The organism is Phocaeicola intestinalis (assembly GCF_014837065.1).
Lineage (GTDB): Bacteria > Bacteroidota > Bacteroidia > Bacteroidales > Bacteroidaceae > Phocaeicola > Phocaeicola intestinalis.
Window position 1 is genome coordinate 1 of record NZ_JACSPP010000046.1, and the last position, 18,855, is coordinate 18,855.

12 protein-coding genes and 1 pseudogene are annotated in these 18,855 nt (G+C 44.2%); 9 read left to right on the plus strand and 4 right to left on the minus strand.

What is annotated here, in order from left to right; translation table 11 throughout:
* Positions 1-75: 75 nt before the first annotated feature.
* Positions 76-900 (minus strand): annotated as a pseudogene (locus tag H9625_RS12715) (IS982 family transposase); the annotation flags it as partial.
* Between the two features lie 962 nt (positions 901-1,862).
* Between H9625_RS12715 and H9625_RS12720 the strand changes: the two are divergent.
* The 4 genes from H9625_RS12720 to H9625_RS12735 all read left to right on the plus strand — a co-directional run bounded on the left by H9625_RS12720 (position 1,863) and on the right by H9625_RS12735 (position 9,404).
* On the plus strand, positions 1,863-5,078 hold the full coding sequence (locus tag H9625_RS12720) for a SusC/RagA family TonB-linked outer membrane protein (RefSeq protein ID WP_022040453.1): 3,216 nt from the start codon (positions 1,863-1,865) through the stop codon (positions 5,076-5,078).
* 19 nt (positions 5,079-5,097) lie between these two features.
* The gene (locus H9625_RS12725; protein ID WP_087406252.1) at positions 5,098-6,960 is read left to right on the plus strand and encodes a RagB/SusD family nutrient uptake outer membrane protein; all 1,863 of its coding nucleotides are present in this window, start codon (positions 5,098-5,100) and stop codon (positions 6,958-6,960) included.
* 12 nt (positions 6,961-6,972) lie between these two features.
* Positions 6,973-8,550 carry a fibronectin type III domain-containing protein gene (locus H9625_RS12730; RefSeq protein WP_191764663.1) on the plus strand — a complete coding sequence of 526 codons (1,578 nt, stop codon included), beginning with the start codon at positions 6,973-6,975 and terminating at the stop codon, positions 8,548-8,550.
* 248 nt (positions 8,551-8,798) lie between these two features.
* Positions 8,799-9,404 carry a porin family protein gene (locus H9625_RS12735; RefSeq protein WP_022040450.1) on the plus strand — a complete coding sequence of 202 codons (606 nt, stop codon included), beginning with the start codon at positions 8,799-8,801 and terminating at the stop codon, positions 9,402-9,404.
* Between the two features lie 281 nt (positions 9,405-9,685).
* Here H9625_RS12735 and H9625_RS12740 read toward each other — a convergent pair whose 3' ends face one another.
* Positions 9,686-10,663, minus strand: a complete 978-nt coding sequence (locus H9625_RS12740; protein WP_022040449.1) for a Gfo/Idh/MocA family protein — start codon at positions 10,661-10,663, stop codon at positions 9,686-9,688.
* Between the two features lie 100 nt (positions 10,664-10,763).
* On the opposite strand from H9625_RS12740, the gene priA reads away from it, so the two are divergent.
* The 3 genes from priA to H9625_RS12755 all read left to right on the plus strand — a co-directional run bounded on the left by priA (position 10,764) and on the right by H9625_RS12755 (position 14,571).
* Positions 10,764-13,226, plus strand: coding sequence for a replication restart helicase PriA (gene priA, locus H9625_RS12745; protein ID WP_191764665.1), 2,463 nt, complete (start codon positions 10,764-10,766; stop codon positions 13,224-13,226).
* Positions 13,227-13,258: 32 nt separating this feature from the next.
* Entirely contained in the window at positions 13,259-13,969 is a 711-nt protein-coding gene (locus H9625_RS12750) for a phosphatase (RefSeq protein ID WP_022040447.1), read from the plus strand.
* Positions 13,970-14,103: 134 nt separating this feature from the next.
* Positions 14,104-14,571 (plus strand): low molecular weight protein-tyrosine-phosphatase, encoded by a 468-nt coding sequence (locus H9625_RS12755; protein ID WP_022040446.1) that lies wholly within the window; start codon positions 14,104-14,106, stop codon positions 14,569-14,571.
* Here the strand turns inward: H9625_RS12755 and H9625_RS12760 are convergent.
* Complete coding sequence (locus H9625_RS12760; RefSeq protein ID WP_140406900.1) at positions 14,553-14,744, minus strand: hypothetical protein; 192 nt, start codon at positions 14,742-14,744, stop codon at positions 14,553-14,555. The genes H9625_RS12755 and H9625_RS12760 overlap by 19 nt on opposite strands.
* Before the next feature lie 91 nt (positions 14,745-14,835).
* Complete coding sequence (gene upp / locus H9625_RS12765) at positions 14,836-15,489, minus strand: uracil phosphoribosyltransferase (RefSeq protein WP_191764667.1); 654 nt, start codon at positions 15,487-15,489, stop codon at positions 14,836-14,838.
* Positions 15,490-15,834: 345 nt separating this feature from the next.
* Here upp and pckA point away from each other — a divergent pair, with 345 nt between their 5' ends.
* Both pckA and pdxS read left to right on the plus strand, forming a co-directional pair.
* A complete protein-coding gene (pckA, locus tag H9625_RS12770; protein ID WP_191764669.1) occupies positions 15,835-17,439 on the plus strand; it encodes a phosphoenolpyruvate carboxykinase (ATP) in 1,605 nt (534 codons plus the stop codon).
* A gap of 530 nt (positions 17,440-17,969) precedes the next feature.
* Complete coding sequence (gene pdxS, locus H9625_RS12775) at positions 17,970-18,845, plus strand: pyridoxal 5'-phosphate synthase lyase subunit PdxS (protein ID WP_013618076.1); 876 nt, start codon at positions 17,970-17,972, stop codon at positions 18,843-18,845.
* Positions 18,846-18,855: the final 10 nt, after the last annotated feature.

The window sequence follows — 18,855 nt, forward strand, 5'->3', positions numbered from 1 at the left end:
TTTTTCCAATTGACCGACTGATTTGAGATCTGAAGATGCTTATAACATTATTCTTGAATCAATTCAAAACAGTTTCTGAGAAAATATCGTTTCAATCCTCTTGCGCGCTTTTGCAAAGGGAATGAAAGTCGGTTTCCAATCCTTTTGGTTCAGCCGGTAGGGACATTCCAACCGGATATGTGCGGTTTCAAAGAGGTCAAGCTGTACGTCAGCCCCGACATAGCCTTTGTCTCCATAGATGCTGCAATCATGATATTCCAGTTTCACGTCTTTCATGTAATTGAGGTCATGTACACTCGCCTTTGACAAGTCATAGGAATGAATTACTCCACTTAACCCGCAGACTGCATGAAGCTTATAACCAAAGTAATATGTGTTTTGCGAAGCGCAATAGCCAAAGTCAGGCGCTTTGGAAAAATCTCCCGACCGGCCCATCTTGCAGCGTTTTCCCCTTGCGGGGCGACAGACTTCTATCGGTTTGGAATCAACAACGAAGAAATCCTCACCGCCGTCAATTTTCAGGGCAATCCGCTTGCGTATGGTTTCACACAACCCTGCCGTTTTCTTCCTACGGTCATTGAATTGTCTGCGTGATATAAGATTTGGAATTTTTTCCTTGTATTCTTGCAGTTTGTACTCAAAAAGCCAGTTCTCACTGTCTATGCTTTCTGATTCTGCCGCTAATGACAACGCCACGACTTCCAGGTCTGAAAATCTAGGAACAGGACCACGGCGGACAATATTCCCTTGGGCATTGACAAGATTATGAGAAAATTGCTTGCATATCTCAAGTATTCTGACGAATTTTGTGTATAAGTTGTGCATACGATGATTTAAACTTAATGATTTGAACAACACTAAGTTAATAAAAATCAGCGATATGCGCAACTTTTCAAACATATTATCAACTCTAATTAATTCCGCCAACAGGTTATTATATATTTTTTGCAGATTACAGAATGAGCTAAAAGACTAACGAGAGATTGCCATATCCAGATGAATTCTTATCTCTAAGATATGCGATAAAAACAGGTTTCCGACTTCAGTCAAAATATGGTCTTCTATGCTTACCTTTACATTGAGTTTGTCGCAAAATTATAAATTATTTGTGCCAACGATACTATCCCTCGCTTTCCATCGGACTGCTAAAGGCCTATCTGAGTAATATTTACATGTTCAAAAGAATTTTTAGCAAGTCCGGTCTGAAACCGAACAGAACTTTTAATACTAAACTTATCAAAGAACTATTTGGCATAGTGGCAGAAGCCGCTTAGCCGATATGGTGAATTCTTAACGGACTATTATTAAGAGACAGTTTTGAATTAATCAAAGAAAAATGCTATGGGCATCTAATCAATTGGGTAATCAAATTCCAAAAGGTAATCAAAACAGTTGGAGTTTCTGATTGGGTTGCGTTACCAATCCAGATAGCTTCCTTTTATAGTTTCCATCTCAAAACCGTACGTTCTTGATATGGAAACCGTATGTTTTCGATATGGAAACCGTACGGTTTCCATATGGAGAACGTAAAAAGAAGACAGCCTGAAACAGATACTGAACCTTCCAATCATACATTGATTCGTATATGCCAAACTTATCGGAGAAATTAAGAAGCTGTTTTTTCGCTAGCACATTACAAACATGGGAACTTATATTGTGTGATGTATAAATGATGTTATGCAACACATACGGATTACGCTTTTTCTTTTGCAGACAGGCATGAACAAAAAAGACCTGTGAAAAAACAATTTTTCCACAATTTTGATTCTATATTTTCATACATTTGCTACGATACGTTAACAATGTATGCTTGCATACGTTATTAACCCTTTATTAATCTTTTATTTAATATATGCGTAAGAATGGCTAGTAAGATGAAATCTATGCGTTATGTGCTGCTGTTTTTTGCAGCGATGATATCGCTTAGCGTATCAGCGCAAAATGTAACCGTAAAAGGTACAGTGAAAGACAATACAGGAGAAACTGTTATCGGTGCTTCTGTAGTAGAGAAAGGAAATACCACCAATGGAGCAATTACGGACCTTGATGGTAATTTCACGCTTACCGTTCCTTCTGATGCAACTTTGGTGTTTTCTTACATCGGAATGAAGACACAAGAAGTGGCAGTAAAGGGGCGGACTATCTTGAATATAACAATGGATGATGACTCTCAGGCGTTGGAAGAGGTTGTTGTCATTGGTTATGGTTCTGTAAGGAGAAAAGACCTGACCGGTTCTGTGGCTACGGTCGATGCAGACGTACTGACAGCAGTTCCGGTAGCTTCGGCCACAGAAGCCTTGACAGGTAAGATGGCTGGTGTACAGATTACCACAACAGAAGGTTCGCCTGATGCAGAAATGAAAATCCGTGTACGTGGTGGAGGCTCTATCACAGGCGATAACAGTCCTCTGTTTATCGTAGACGGTTTCCCGGTAGAGTCTATTTCAGATATCCCCGCTTCGGAAATAGAAGATATCACTGTACTGAAAGATGCATCTTCTACTGCCATCTACGGTTCACGTGGTGCCAATGGTGTAATTCTGGTCACAACTAAATCGGGAAAAGAAGGTAAGGTCAGCGTCAGTTATAATGCCTATTATTCATGGAAGAAAATTGCCAATACAATGGATGTGCTCGACCCTTATGATTATGCCAAGTGGCAATATGAACTGGCTTTGCTGAAAGATGACTTGACTTCGTACGAACAATATTTCGGGAAGTATGAAGACATGGATATGTATCAAAATATACCTTATAATGACTGGCAAGACTTGACATTCGGCCGTACAGGGCATACGTTTAATCATAACCTGAATATCAGCGGTGGTACGGAACGTATCCGCTATTCGTTCAGCTATGCACACATGAACGATAAAGCCATCATGGAAGGTTCAAATTATAAGCGTGATAACTTCAGCCTGAAACTGAACACGAAGCCTACCAAGAACACGACACTGGATTTCTCCATCCGTTATTCGGAAACCGATATCCGAGGTGGTGGTGCCAATGAAACAAGCAGTACGTTGGATACAGACAAGCGTTTGAAGTATTCTGTTATCTATACGCCGATACCTTTGGCAAATCTGGATGAATCGGCAGGTAGTGCCGACGATGACTTGGGTAATCTATATCATCCGATAACCGCCATTTGGGACAACGACCGTATGAAAGAGCGCAAGACCCTGAATATGAACGGTAGTTTTGGCTGGGAAATATTCAAGAATTTCAAGGTAAAAACTGAATTCGGTTATGATGATTACCGCAATAATGACCAACGTTTTTGGGGTACAACTACCTATTATATAAAAAACACACCGGCTGCAGCCAATCAAGGACATCCTGCTATCCGCATCAACAATTTGTTCCGTCACCGTTTCCGGAATACGAATACCATCAATTATGATTTTGAGAAAGTACTTAAAAACAAAGACCATAGTTTGAATCTGTTGGTAGGGCACGAATGGATTATAACCAAGGAAAACGAGCTGGAAAATGAAGTTCACGGATTTCCAGACTGGATTTCGGCTACAGAGGCGTGGAAACTGACAAATATTCAGGGTACCACTCCTTATAACATAGAAAATACATTAAATCCAGACGATAAGTTGTTTTCGTTCTTCGGACGCGTCAATTATAATTACAAAAGCAAATATTTGTTGACTGCAACATTCCGTGCCGATGCCTCTTCCAAATTTTCGGAAGACAATCGTTGGGGATTTTTCCCGTCGGCTGCTGTTGCATGGCGTATTTCGTCTGAATCTTTTATGGAAGGTGCCAAGAATTGGCTGGATGACTTGAAGTTGCGTTTCAGTTATGGTACTGCAGGAAATAACAACATCCCGTCAGGACAACTCGTACAGGTGTACAACAGTAACACGACTTCGTGGATTAACGGTTTTAATAATTATTGGGCACCCAGCAAGACCATGGCAAATCCAGACTTGAAATGGGAAACAACCATTACTCGTAACTTAGGATTGGATTTCACATTATTCGGTGGCAAGCTGAACGGTACAATCGAAGCTTACTTGAATACGACTAAGGACTTGCTGATAAACTTCCCGGTCAGTGGAACGGGGTATGATACCCAATACCGTAACATGGGAGAAACTCAAAATAAAGGTATTGAAGCTACTATTAACTGGACTATTGTCAACAAGAAAAACTGGGGAATCAGCTTGAATGCCAATATCGGTTTCAACAAGAATGAAATCAAGGATTTGGGAATTATGCAGGATTTCGGACAAGATACCAGTTGGGCTTCTTCTGAAATCGGTCAAGATTTCTGGATTGCCAAAGGCGGGTCTGTAGGTGAGATGTTAGGCTATCGTTCGGCAGGACGTTATGAAGTGAGTGATTTCGTAGGTTACGATGCTGCATCAGAAACATGGATACTGAAAGAAGGTGTTGATGACTGTACTGCGGTAGTGGGGACATTACGTCCAGGTATGATGAAACTGAAAGATTTAAGTGGCGACGGAGTAGTGACTGGAGGTTATGAAGACCGTGAGATCATTGGTGATGCCAATCCGGTAGCAACCGGAGGTTTCGGAATCAATGCGCGTGCATACGGTTTTGATTTGAGTGCCAATTTTAATTTCAGTATCGGCAACGACGTTTACAATGCCAACAAAATCGAGTACACCATGACTGGCAAATACCAGTACCGTAACATGACTACGGAAATGGCTGACGGAAACCGTTGGACTAACTTGAATCCGGACGGAACCATTTGTAATGACCCGGAACAGCTTGCAGCCATGAATGCCAATACCACAATGTGGTCTCCTATGACTCAACGCATGGTATTCAGCGACTGGGCGGTAGAAGACGGTTCATTCCTGCGCCTGAACACTTTGACATTAGGCTATACATTGCCGGAATCTTTGATGAACAAAGTACACATCAAGAACCTGCGCTTCTATGTGACAGCTTATAATGTATTCTGCCTTACAGGTTACTCAGGCTTCGATCCGGAAGTATCTACTGCCTTGCAGACGAATCTGACTCCGGGGGTAGATTATTCTGCTTATCCCAAGAGCCGCCAATTCGTCATTGGTGTTAACTTGAATTTCTAAACCCGTAAATTAAGACAATATGAAAAAATTATTTTATATACCTCTATTAGCGTTGTTGGCATGCGGTATAAGCTCCTGTGATATGGAAGCTCCCTCACAGTCATCAATGGACTCATCGCTTATTTTTTCGCAGTATGAGATGGCAGAAGCTGCCGTTATGGGTATTCATCAGTCATTCGGAGAAACCAATTCTTATCGTGGACGCTACTTGCCTTACTATGGCATCAATAGCGATGTGGAATGGATTAATGGTTTGGAAGCCAGCGGTATCAATGACGGAGGGAAGAACGACCTCGCCACTTATAATGCCCAGCCTTCCAATTCACAGATGAATACAGACAATAATGCATACGCTAAGTTTTACGAAGGTATCGAACGTGCCAACAAGGCGATCGAAGGCATACGTGCATACGGCAATTATGAAAACAACCCTGACATGGCACACCTGCTGGGAGAAGCTTTGACCTTACGGGCTGTCATCTATCTTGACTTGATTAAAGGCTGGGGAGATGTACCTGCACGTTTTTCTTCTATCACATCAGAAACGATGTACCTTCCGCGGGCTGACCGGGATGAAATATACAAACAACTGTTGGCTGACCTGCTGGAAGCAGAAAACTATGTATATTGGCCTAATGAGTCCAACATAACCCAGACTACCGAACGTGTAAGCAAGGCTTTTGTCAAGGCACTTCGTGCTCGAATCGCTCTTTATGCAGGAGGCTACAGCCAACGTGCCGACGGTATACGGTTAAGCAATGACCCAGACCTGGATCGTACCGCCATGTATACCATCGTACGTGACGAATGCCTTGATGTGATAGCACAATATCCGAATCTGGCTTCACTTCCGTTTAAAGATAACTTTACGAATTTGTGCCGGGATGTAGTTACCGCCGGGCAAGAGTCTATTTGGGAGATTCCTTTCTCGGAAGGACGTGGCCGTGTACTTTATACATTAGGGGTAGAACATCAGGCGAAAGACCAGTATACCCAACAGAACAAAGGCGGTGTGAACGGTCCTCTTCCTACTTTATTTTATGATTATGATGTAGATGACATACGCCGCAACATCACCTGTGCCCCTTTCAGGTGGTCGCAAACATTGACCAACGGACGCAGTACACAAGAGCTGGCTTCATTAAAAGAATGGAACTTCGGAAAATTGCGTTACGAATGGATGAGCCGCATCGTGACTTCTACTAATGATGACGGTGTAAACTGGCAATACATGCGTTTGGCAGATGTCTATTTAATGGCTGCAGAAGCTGTTAACGAACTGGAAGGTCCGGCAAATGCTGCCCAATACATGCGTCCGGTGCTGGAACGTGCATTACCATCAGACAAAGTTTCCGCTTATATGAATACAGCTACTGCCAGCAAAGAATCGTTCTTTGATGCCATTGTAGAGCAACGCGGATTGGAATTTGCCGGAGAATCGTTGCGGAAAGCTGACCTGATACGCTGGAATTTGTTAAAGACCAAACTGGACGAGGCCAAGACCAAGATGAAACAACTGGCACGACGTGAAGGAAAATACGCCGACTTGATAGATAAAGTCTATACATACCAGACAGTAGTAAACGAGGGAGAGGCAAGCGAAATTGTGAACGCTATTCCTGCAGGTGCTTATACCTCCATCGAAACCATTGATGGCATGACTGATATTTTCGTAATTTACGGTTTGAATTATGGCGATACGGAAACGGTCGGTGAAACCTTGCTGGACCAAGGATATACAAGTACGACATGGCTGGGAACCGACAAATTGGAAGACGCCAAGGTAGACGTACTTTATGTGAATAATCCGGATGAAAATCAATATTGGCCTATCTGGCAGATATTCGTGGATAATAGCAATGGAATGTTAACGAATGATTAAAAACACATGATTATGAATAAGCTGAAAAAATATACCTATTTGTTGGGAGTTGCTTTGGTGGCTCTTGCTACGGCTTGCGAAGACCAAAGCGAAGAAGTGCTGAGCATTGACTATAGCCGTTACTTTGCTCCTATCAATCTGGAAGCAAGAGTTGTAAACCGCACGGACGTTCGTCTGACCTGGACTCCTAGCCAAGGCGCGACAAGCTATAATATTGAACTATTTGCCAATGATAGCCTGACTTTTGCAGGTACAGCAGCTTTGACATTCGACGGAATTACGGCGGACGACCTTCCTTATGTTATTTCCGGACTGGAAGGTGAAACTCAATATTCGGCACGTGTACAGGCAGTAGGTGAAGACGAAAGCAAGACTTCGAAATGGAGCGGCGTATTTTTTGAGACCGATGCTGAACAGATACTGGAAACCGTAACCGAAGCCGACCTTACCTACAATTCAGTCACTTTACGTTGGCCTGCAGGACAAACGGCAACAGAAATCGTGCTAAGTCCTGCCGATGTGCCTGCACATACAGTCACGTCCGAAGAAATAGCATCCGGACAGGCCACTATCACCGGTCTGAAACCGGAAACGGAATATACCGCCAAACTGATGAACGGTAACAAGACCCGAGGCTCGCAAACCTTTACAACATTGATTGATTTGGCGGGTGCTACAGCAATTAGTCCCGAAGATGACTTTGTTGCCATCCTGGAAGGAGCCGAAGACGGTGCGTCCTTCGCATTTTATCCGGGCACCTATACTGTACCTGGCGAAGAAGGTGGAGTTGGTAAGTTGAATATCAAGGCAGATATCGAACTCAAAGCTGTACGTCCAAGCGACCGGCCGGTTATCAATGGTTGCATTACACTCAATGAAGGAGCATCGTTGAGCCTGAGCCAGATTGTCATGGATGGAACAGGTACAGACGGTAGCCAGGCTTTCGAATACAAAGATGAAGGCACGTATGGACATTTGATGATTAATGATTGTGAAATCCGCAATTATGTGAAAGGCCTGTATTATGTCAACGTAACTGCCTCTATCAATGAAATCACCATCAACAATAGCCTGATGCACGGAATACAGTGCAGCGGTGGCGATATGTTCGATTGCCGCAAGGGATACATTGCCACACTGAACATCACAAACAGCACCATCTGGAACAGTTGTGCCGATCGGGACTTCATACGCTATGATGATGCTTCCGGCGACTTTGCCGGTGCTGCCCCTGTCATTACAGTCGACCATTGTACGATTGACGGTGCAAGCAATGACAGCAGCCGCCGTTTGCTTTACGTACGCTTCAAGGGCAATAGCATTAGCTTTACTAACAACATGGTTTCCAATATGCCGAATTGTGGCAGAGGATTCTCCGACAACAGCAATACGGCAGAACCTACATTCGAAAACAATAATTACTTCAATACGAAGAACCTTGTTTCAGATGGAGGAGACGGCAAAGCCAAGTTCTTCGACGCCGATGGTACAACGCTTGACCCAGGGTATGCAGATGCCGCAAACGGTGACTTTACATTAAGTAATGAAGAGTTGATTTACAACCAGGTAGGCGATCCTCGCTGGTATTGAGCTATGATTTTATAAGAAGACACATCGCTTCTATAAACTGATTGAAAGAAGGAAGCCGGTTCATAACCTAACCGGTTTCCTCCTTTCTGTTTTTACATAAAAAATTATAGCTGCACCTCCCGATGCATATAGGTGCATTGGCTTATACAGATAGAATCGGGGGCTTATGCAAATATTTACCTTCAAACATTTGTAAACCACAAGGTAAATACGTATTTTTGTCTGGCTAAACTAAAACTATTTGCGTTATGAAAAAGATTTTATCGACTCTTATGGTGGTGGCCTGCCTGTGGATAGCCATACCGGCACAGGCTCAATTGAAGTTCGGCTTAAAAGGAGGTCTGAACATTTCCACCCTCACCTTTTCAGAAGATGTGTTTAAAGGAGACAACCGGACCGGATTCTTTATCGGACCGATGGCTGAATTTACTATTCCGGTAGTGGGACTGGGCATTGATGTGGCTGCCCTGTATAACCAGTCTAAAGGAAAGGCGAATTATTATGAAGAAGGAGTATCTCAAAACAGGACATTGAAAACAATAGAAATACCTGTCAACTTAAAATGGACGTTTGGACTGGGAAGTACCTTCGGAGCTTATATTGCGGCGGGACCCCAATTCGGCTTCAATGTAGGCAGCGGACTTTTCAATATCGGTTCGGAAACATTTGATATGAAGAAATCTTATACTACCTTCAATGTGGGAGCAGGTGTAAAACTCATTCAGCATTTGCAAATCGGATTGAACTATAACTTCAGCATCAACAAAGTGGCGAAAGCCGTGATAGAAGATTATGAAGGCACGGTAGACATGAAGAAAAACACGTGGCAGGTATCACTGGCATATATGTTTTAAGCATTTTCCCCAATAAGGAGTTGAAAAGGAGTTATTTCAGGGAGTTAAAGGGAGTTAGAAGCCAATACTTTTGCTCATGGAAGCCATAACAGGATTATTGGCCTTTAACTCCTGCCGAAGACATAACTCCTTCTAACTCCCTTTTATGCTATGGGCATTTTTGTCTTCTGTGATGAATTTAATTAATCAGGAATAGTTGCTTATGCTTATGCTTACGCATCTATATGCGTGTGTCTGCAAATAGAGAAGTTGAATATGCCCCTACATGGCATCGTATTAAGTCAGTCACACGGGAAAACCACTCCCCACGATTTCCGCAATTCGTCCATTTGTCTCATGATGCGAAGTGTTTCTGCATGCGGCATATAAGGAGATTCCAGCCAGCCTTTTTCAATGGCCTCGATGGAGGCATATACTTGATATTCAAATCCTGTGATACATTGCGGGGCATAATATACGGCAGATACATTGTAATCGTCATCTATTACCCGTACCGATTGTGGGCAATTGATATTCTCTACAATGAGTTGTCCCTTATCTCCGCTGATGACTCCCATACGGTCGCTCTTGGCATAAATACTCGACTGGAGCGAAGCCATTTTCCCGTCTTTGTAGAACAAAGTGATGTTTTCTTGTGCATCCACTCCTGTATCGGCCAGCAGGCAAGAAGATTCCATCCGTTCTATTTCGGTGCCGAATGCCATAGCGGCAAAGTTAAGTGTATATACGCCAATGTCCAGCAAGGCACCTCCCGCCAGTTCCGGACGTTGGATGCGTTCTTTGTACGATACCGGATAACTAAGGTTTGCCGAGAGTGTATAAGGTGTACCGATTATGCCGCTATGTATCAGTTCCTGTATTTTGAGCGAGAGAGGCAAATATCGTGTCCAAATAGCTTCGGTAATAAAGACTCCTTTCTCTTTGGCATATGCCAGCAAAGATTCGGCTTGGCGTGCATTGGCGGTGAAAGACTTTTCGCACAATACCGGTTTCCCTTTTCCGATGCACATTCGTGCCTGCTCGTAATGGTGCGAATGCGGAGTAGCTATATAGATAAGGTCTACTTCCGGGTCGTTTGCCAGTTCTTCGTAAGAGCCGTATGCTTTGGCAAACTGCCATTCACGGGCAAAATGTTCTGCTTTTTCTTTACTGCGCGAAGCGACGGCATAACGGGCCACTCCTTTCATTCCTCCCAAGGTAGTTGCCATCTTCTGAGCTATTCTGCCACAACCGATGATACCTATTTTATAAACTTTCATATTGAATTAACTATAAGATGAAACAATGAGTCGGATGCAAAGCTATTAAAAGTTTCCAAAATATCCCAGCAAGATGCACGGGTTTTTGTAACTTTGCGGCATGAAAAAGTTTGCAGATGTCATAGTGCCGTTGCCTATCCTGGGGCAATATACGTATGCTGTTCCGGCAGAGTTGGAAGGAAGAGTATGCGCAGGCATCCGTGTCGTTGTTTCATTCGGCAAAAAGAAATATTATACGGCTATTGTGACACGCGTGCACGAAGAAGTTCCAGAAGGATATGAGACCAAGGAGATTGTAGAAGTGCTCGATGAAAAACCTGTATTGCTAAAACGGCAATACGATTTCTGGCAATGGATAGCCGATTATTACCTGTGCACGTTGGGCGATGTCTATAAGGCTGCCCTACCCTCGGGGATGAAGCTGGAAAGCGAGACTCTAGTAGTCTACAATCCTGAATTTGAAGCGGATTCCATCCTTCCTGAGAAAGAACAATCTGTGCTTGATGCCCTGACCCTTGATAACGAACAATGCATTACCCAACTGGGAAAAATCACCGGCATCAAGAACATACTTCCTGTTATTCATAGCCTGCTGAAGAGAAATGCCATTTATGTCAAGGAGGAACTGAAACGTAGCTACAAACCACGCACCGAGGTTTTTGTGCGTTTTCCACAGACAATACAACAGGAAGCAGACTTGCATCAGTTGTTCGATGCGCTTGCACGTGCTCCTAAACAGCTGGCTGCTTTGATGAAATACGTAGAACTTTCAGGCTGGGTGCGTCCCGGCTGCTTTCTGAAAGAAGTATCACGCAAGACTTTGCTGCAAGAATCGGGAGTGACCCCTGCTGTATTGTCTGGCCTGGTGGATAAAAAAGTATTTGAATTATACCATCAGGAAATAGGAAGACTGGTAAAAGGTGTTTTGGATACAGTTCCGCTAAACCCGCTTAGCATGGCACAGCAAAAAGCATACGAGCAAATAATCGGGTCGTTCGCTACAAAATCCGTATGCTTGCTTCATGGAGTGACCTCCAGTGGTAAGACGGAAATTTACATTCATTTGATTAGACAGGTTATCCAGAGTGGCAAACAAGTGTTGTATTTGCTGCCCGAAATAGCCTTGACCACTCAGATAACCGAACGGCTAAGGCGGGTATTTGGCAACCGGCTTGGAATTTATCATTCCAAATTTCCGGATGCCGAACGGGTAGAAATCTGGCAGAAGCAGCTTTCCGAAAACGATTACGATATCATATTGGGTGTACGTTCGTCCATATTCTTGCCTTTCCGTCGGTTAGGGCTGGTCATCGTTGACGAAGAGCACGAGAACACCTATAAGCAACAAGAACCGGCACCGCGCTATCATGCCCGTAATGCTGCCATGGTGCTGGCTTCATTGTTCGGTGCAAAGACATTACTGGGGACTGCCACTCCCAGTATCGAGACCTATTACAATGCCCTTCAGGGGAAATACGGCCTGGTGGAACTGACCGAGCGTCACCAACAGATTCAGTTGCCGGCAATCGAAGTGGTAGACATCAAGGAACTGGCACGCAAGAAACGGATGACGGCACAATTTTCTCCTTTGCTTTTACAAAAGATCAGGGAGGCGTTGGAGCAAAAGGAACAGGTCATCCTGTTTCAGAACCGACGAGGATTTGCCCCGATGATAGAATGCCGTACATGTGGCTGGATACCAAAGTGTAAAAACTGCGATGTGAGCCTGACTTATCATAAAGGATTGAACCAGTTGACGTGCCATTACTGCGGGTATGCCGAACCCATACCGAAAGCATGCCCGGCATGTGGAGGAGTGGAACTGGTCAGTCGGGGGTTCGGAACCGAGAAGGTGGAAGACAGCATCAAGGAAATCTTTCCCGAAGCACGTATTGCCCGGATGGACCTGGACACGACCCGTACCCGTACTGCATACGAAAAAATTATCGCTGATTTTGAAGAAGGAAAAACCGATATCCTTATCGGAACCCAAATGGTATCGAAAGGTTTGGATTTTGACCGGGTAAGTGTGGTTGGCATACTGAATGCCGATTCGATGCTGAACTATCCCGACTTCCGTTCATACGAGCGCGCGTTCCAACTGATGGCACAGGTAGCAGGACGTGCGGGCAGGAAAAACAAGCAAGGACTGGTAATCTTGCAGACCAAATCGCCCGACCTTCCGTTGATACACGAAGTGGTAACGAATAATTACCGCAGTTTGTTCGATGAGCAAATTGCCGAACGCCACTTGTTCAAGTACCCGCCTTTTTACCGGCTGGTCTATGTATACCTGAAACACCGTAAACAAGAAGTTCTCGACCAGGCGGCTGACGTAATGGCACGTTACTTGCGACAAGGATTGGGCGAACGGATTTTAGGGCCGGATTTACCTTTGGTGGCACGTATTCAAACTTTGTTCATAAAGAAGATAATGGTAAAAGTAGAATTACAGGCGTCGATGTCAAAAGTACGGGCATACCTGCGCCAAGTGCAACGTGCCATCGCAGAAGACGAACGTTTTCGTTCGCTGTTGGTATATTATGACGTAGACCCTATGTGAGTTGAGTTTTCTCTCCAATTATAATAAAGAATATGAAAATAGAATTAGATGTACACACCCATACGATAGCCAGCGGGCATGCATTCAGCACTTTGCAGGAAATGGTGCAAGCGGCTTCCGAAAAGGGATTGAAACTGTTGGGCATTACCGAACATGCTCCCGGCATTCCGGGTTCGTGCAGTCCCATTTATTTCCGCAATCTTTATGTCGTACCGCGCCGGATGTACGGCGTCGATTTGCTGCTGGGAGCGGAAATCAACATTCTGGATTGTGAAGGCAACATTGACATGGACGAGTTTTACCTTAATTTGCTCGATTTGCGTATTGCCGGTATACACTCGTTGTGTTATGCGGGCGGTACACCTGAAGAAAACACGCACGGCATGGTACAGGCAATAGCCAATCCTTACATTCACATTATCAGTCATCCGGGAGACGGGACTGCGAAACTGAATTTCGAACCCATTGTGCTGGCCGCCAAAGAGCACCACACGTTGCTCGAAATCAACAATTCTTCACTTCGTCCTTGCCGGAAAAAGATGGATGCACGCGACAATAACCTGGAAATACTGCGTTTGTGCAAACGATACGAAGTACCGGTCATATTGGGAAGCGATGCACACATTTCGTTCGATATTGCAACTTACGATTATGCCTTGCAGCTGGTAGGTGAGACAGAGTTCCCTGAAGAACTGATCATGAACACCAGCGTAGAAAAGTTTAAAACTTATTTGAATATATAATGTAAGCAGGGAGGAAAGGAACTGTTATCGGGGATCCAAGAAGCCATGACTTTTATGTCCGAAATGCCGTTAAACTCTTCTTGCTCCTCTTGTTCTCCTGGCTTCTTTTGCTTTTTCTAATTCCTTTACAAATTATGAAGCGAATACTCTTTGTCTGCCTCGGCAATATATGCCGTTCGGCTGCCGCCGAAGAAATCATGCGTACTTACCTGAAACAAGAAGGACTGGAAATGGAAATAGAGGTCGACTCGGCAGGTATCAGCGGATATCATGAAGGCGACCTTGCCGACCCACGGATGCGAATGCATGCCTCCCGGCGTGGCTACCAGATTACGCACCATTCGCGTCCCGTGCGTACCGATGATTTTTACAACTTCGATTGGATTCTTGGTATGGATGATGCCAATATCGATGCCTTACGCGAGAAAGCCCCTGATGTGGAAACAGAACGAAAGATTGGTCGGATGACCGATTTCTGCCAAACGAAAGTAGCCGATTATGTACCCGATCCTTACTACGGCGGTGCACAAGGCTTCGAAAATGTACTAGACATTCTGGAAGATGCTTGCAAAGGTTTACTAAATCATATCCGAAACCTGTAAGACTTAGAAGCTGTTTTGAATTTCTCCAAAAAGTTTTTCTTGTCTTGATGTATACGTTTTCGTGTGTGCTTTGGGCGATTTTTTGGTCTTTTTCGCTCCTGTTCTTCGTCAGATAGCCCGCTATCTTCCTCATCACAAAAGCGAAAATGCCTCAAAAACTCATCCCAAATCATCGCACGATAAATTCAAAACAGCTTCTTATATCCCAGACTGAGAATGTGTGCAGACGTGTTTCTCCGCACGCCTGCACGTACAATTCAGAAGTCATTCTTTTTCGCCATAACACAAGTCGCCTGCATCGCCCAGCCCCGGAACAATATACGAGTGAGCATTCAGTTCCGGATCGATAGTAGCACACCACAAGGTAGTCTTTTCTTGAGGAAAAACTTTCTGGATATGTTCTACAGCCTGTCGGCTGGTTATTACCGAAGCAATATGTACGTGCGCAGGCGTTCCCTTGGTCAGCAAGGCTTCATATGCATATTCCATAGAAGCACCCGTAGCAAGCATCGTATCGGTAAGAATCAATGTTTTTCCATCCAGTTTTGGAGAAGCGATGTATTCGATATGAATGTCGAAATGATCTTCATCGATGTATTTGCGGTAAGCCGATACGAAAGCATTCTCGGCATGGTCGAAATAATTGATGAATCCTCGGTGGAGCGGAAGTCCTGCACGCAGAATGGTCGCAATAACCGGACGGACAGCCGGTATGTTTTCCACTGCTTCGGCAAGCGGCGTGCGTATCACCTTCTCTTCATAAGGCAGGTCACGGCTGATTTCGTATGCCATGATTTCCCCGATACGTTCGATATTCCGCCGGAATCGCAAACTGTCTTGCTGGATGTTGACATCGCGCATCTCGGCAAGGAATTGGTTTAACAGTGTGTTGCTGGTACTAAAATCAATAATCTTCATGATGTTCGCTTGATAATTTTTCACAAAGGTACGAAGAAAAAAGGACATTTGTGTAAAAATGTCATGCTATGCCCCGAAGGTTTCGTGGTAAAGAGGGTGAGGGGTATCTTTTTTGAAACAAGGCAATTGCAAACTCCGTGTAGCATATTTGTTACACAAGTATAAAACTTTGCTAATTACGGATTTTTTTCAATAATATCTGCTTCGGATTCAAAAGAAACCACTATTTTTGTAGCGCGAAAAACAAGGGAGATGTGTTGAAGAACATCTTTTTTGAAGCTAACTAAAGAGAACATCAAGCAATAACTAAACATTTGATATAATAACCAATTAATCATTTGAACAATGGCAAATTTAGATCTTACTAAGTACGGTATCAATGGAACCGTAGAAATCGTACACAATCCGTCTTACGATGTTTTGTTCGCAGAAGAAACAAAACCGGGTTTGGAAGGCTATGAAAAAGGTCAGGTAACTGAACTGGGTGCTGTAAACGTAATGACCGGTGTGTACACAGGTCGTTCTCCTAAAGATAAATTCCTGGTAAAAGACGCTACAAGTGAAAACACAGTGTGGTGGACTTCTGATGAATACAAAAACGACAACAAGCCTGTAACTACAGAAACTTGGAACGCTTTGAAAGAATTGGCTACTAAAGAACTTTCTAACAAGAAACTGTATGTAGTAGATGGTTACTGCGGTGCAAACCCTGCAACTCGTCTGTGCGTACGTTTCATCATGGAAGTTGCTTGGCAGGCTCACTTCGTAACTAACATGTTCATCCGTCCTTCTAAAGAAGAACTGGAATCATTCGAACCTGACTTCGTTGTTTACAACGCTTCTAAGGCTAAAGTTGAAAACTACAAAGAACTGGGCTTGAACTCTGAAACTGCCGTTGTCTTCAACTTGACTACTAAGGAACAAGTTATCCTGAATACTTGGTATGGTGGTGAAATGAAGAAAGGTATGTTCTCTATGATGAACTACTTCAACCCGTTGCGTGGCATCGCTTCTATGCACTGCTCTGCTAACACCAACATGGAAGAAACCAGCACTGCTATCTTCTTCGGTTTGTCTGGTACAGGTAAGACTACTTTGTCTACCGACCCGAAACGTAAGTTGATTGGTGATGACGAACACGGATGGGATGACGAAGGTGTATTCAACTACGAAGGTGGTTGCTACGCTAAGGTTATCAACCTGGATAAAGATTCTGAACCGGATATCTACAACGCTATCAAGCGTGACGCTTTGCTGGAAAACGTTACAGTTGACGCAAACGGCAAGATTGACTTCGCTGATAAGAGCGTAACAGAAAACACTCGTGTTTCTTATCCTATCTATCACATCAACAACATCGTTAAGCCGGTTTCTAAAGGTCCTCATGCAAAACAAGTTATCTTCTTGTCTGCTGATGCATTCGGCGTATTGCCTCCTGTATCTATCCTGAACGAAAATCAGGCTCAATACTACTTCTTGTCTGGCTTTACTGCAAAATTGGCTGGTACAGAACGTGGTATCACTGAACCGACTCCGACATTCTCTGCTTGCTTCGGTCAGGCTTTCTTGAGCTTGCATCCGACTAAATATGCAGAAGAGTTGGTTAAGAAGATGAAGATGGTTGGTGCTAAGGCTTACTTGGTTAACACTGGTTGGAACGGTACCGGCAAACGTATCTCTATCCGCGATACTCGTGGTATCATCGACGCTATCCTCGATGGTTCTATCGACAAAGCTCCGACTAAGACTATCCCGTACTTCAACTTCGTTGTTCCGACTGAATTGCCGGGCGTAGATCCGAAGATTCTTGATCCGCGTGATACTTACGCTGACGCTGCTCAGTGGGATGAAAAAGCTAAAGACCTGGCTGGTCGCTTCATCAAGAACTTCGCTAAGTTCGAAGGAAACGAAGCTGGTAAGGCTTTGGTTGCTGCAGGTCCGAAATTGTAATTTCAATCTCAACCTATATGGCAAAGCGGTCCTCTTTCGTAGAGGACCGCTTTTTTAATGCCTGTTTAAATGCTGTTCAAGCCAAAAGCTCTCTCAAACGAACATAAGTGAGAAGGCTGACTCACTTATGTGAAACGCCCGGGTTACTTATGTGAAACGGTCCACTCACTTATGTTCATCAAAATGCACGCTTGAATCGTATCGTTTCTGTAAAGACAATATGCACATCGTCTCTACTACGTGGCATAAATGCACATTTTAATGCCGCTTAAAGTATAAAAACTTACGAACTTACAAACTTATACCATGCACGTTATGAATTTGTGCATGTCCTTGAACATTTCGCACCATCTCTGTAGAGACGATGTGCACATCGTCTCTACTACGTGATATATACAAAATGCACATTTTAATGCCGCTTACAGTATAACATGGCTTTATTGGAGAATTTAAAAATAGGCTCTTAAAATTACGATGTTGCTTTATTTGCTATATTTGCCCCCGTTTTACGAACTAAATACCTATGAGGAATGAAAAATGAAAGGTACGAGCTGAATAAGAATTTGGCTCAAATGTTGAAAGGAGGCGTTATCATGGATGTAACGACTCCGGAGCAAGCAAAGATTGCCGAACAGGCAGGTGCAGTAGCCGTTATGGCATTGGAACGCATTCCGGCTGATATCCGTGCAGCGGGCGGAGTTGCCCGTATGAGCGACCCGAAGATGATACGTGGCATACAGGAAGCTGTCAGTATTCCTGTGATGGCGAAAGTGCGTATCGGACATTTTGTGGAAGCACAGATATTGGAAGCGTTGGAAATTGACTACATCGACGAGAGTGAGGTATTGTCGCCGGCAGATGGTGTGTTCCATATAGACAAGACCCAATTTAAGGTACCGTTCGTTTGTGGAGCTAAAAACCTGGGCGAGGCATTGCGCCGTATCGCAGAAGGTGCTTCGATGATTCGTACCAAAGGAGAACCGGGCACCGGCGATGTGATTCAGGCAGTGACTCACATGCGCAGCATGATGCGCGACATCCGCCGCGTACAGGCACTTGCCGAAGACGAACTGTACAATGAGGCCAAAGAGCTGGAAGTGCCGTTGGACTTGTTGCGGTATGTACACGAAAACGGAAAGCTTCCCGTAGTGAATTTCGCTGCCGGAGGTGTAGCCACTCCTGCCGATGCCGCCTTGATGATGCAACTGGGGGCTGAAGGTGTGTTTGTCGGTTCCGGTATCTTCAAGTCTGGCAATCCCGAAAAGCGGGCGCGCGCCATTGTCAATGCCGTGACCAACTATAACGACGCTAAGTTATTGGCAGAGGTTTCTACCGATTTGGGCGAAGCCATGGTAGGCATTAACGAAGATGAAATCACCCTGTTGATGGCAGAAAGAGGAAAATAACCGGGAAAGG

Excerpts from the sequence above, each read along its gene's own strand:
- upp (WP_191764667.1), bottom strand. The coding sequence starts at position 15,489 with ATGAAGATTATTGATTTTAGTACCAGCAACACACTGTTAAACCAATTC.
- priA (WP_191764665.1), top strand. The coding sequence starts at position 10,764 with ATGAAAAAGTTTGCAGATGTCATAGTGCCGTTGCCTATCCTGGGGCAA.
- H9625_RS12755 (WP_022040446.1), top strand. The coding sequence starts at position 14,104 with ATGAAGCGAATACTCTTTGTCTGCCTCGGCAATATATGCCGTTCGGCT.
- pckA (WP_191764669.1), top strand. The coding sequence starts at position 15,835 with ATGGCAAATTTAGATCTTACTAAGTACGGTATCAATGGAACCGTAGAA.
- H9625_RS12720 (WP_022040453.1), top strand. The coding sequence starts at position 1,863 with ATGGCTAGTAAGATGAAATCTATGCGTTATGTGCTGCTGTTTTTTGCA.
- H9625_RS12740 (WP_022040449.1), bottom strand. The coding sequence starts at position 10,663 with ATGAAAGTTTATAAAATAGGTATCATCGGTTGTGGCAGAATAGCTCAG.
- H9625_RS12735 (WP_022040450.1), top strand. The coding sequence starts at position 8,799 with ATGAAAAAGATTTTATCGACTCTTATGGTGGTGGCCTGCCTGTGGATA.
- H9625_RS12730 (WP_191764663.1), top strand. The coding sequence starts at position 6,973 with ATGAATAAGCTGAAAAAATATACCTATTTGTTGGGAGTTGCTTTGGTG.
- H9625_RS12750 (WP_022040447.1), top strand. The coding sequence starts at position 13,259 with ATGAAAATAGAATTAGATGTACACACCCATACGATAGCCAGCGGGCAT.
- pdxS (WP_013618076.1), top strand. The coding sequence starts at position 17,970 with ATGAAAAATGAAAGGTACGAGCTGAATAAGAATTTGGCTCAAATGTTG.
- H9625_RS12725 (WP_087406252.1), top strand. The coding sequence starts at position 5,098 with ATGAAAAAATTATTTTATATACCTCTATTAGCGTTGTTGGCATGCGGT.
- H9625_RS12760 (WP_140406900.1), bottom strand. The coding sequence starts at position 14,744 with ATGATTTGGGATGAGTTTTTGAGGCATTTTCGCTTTTGTGATGAGGAA.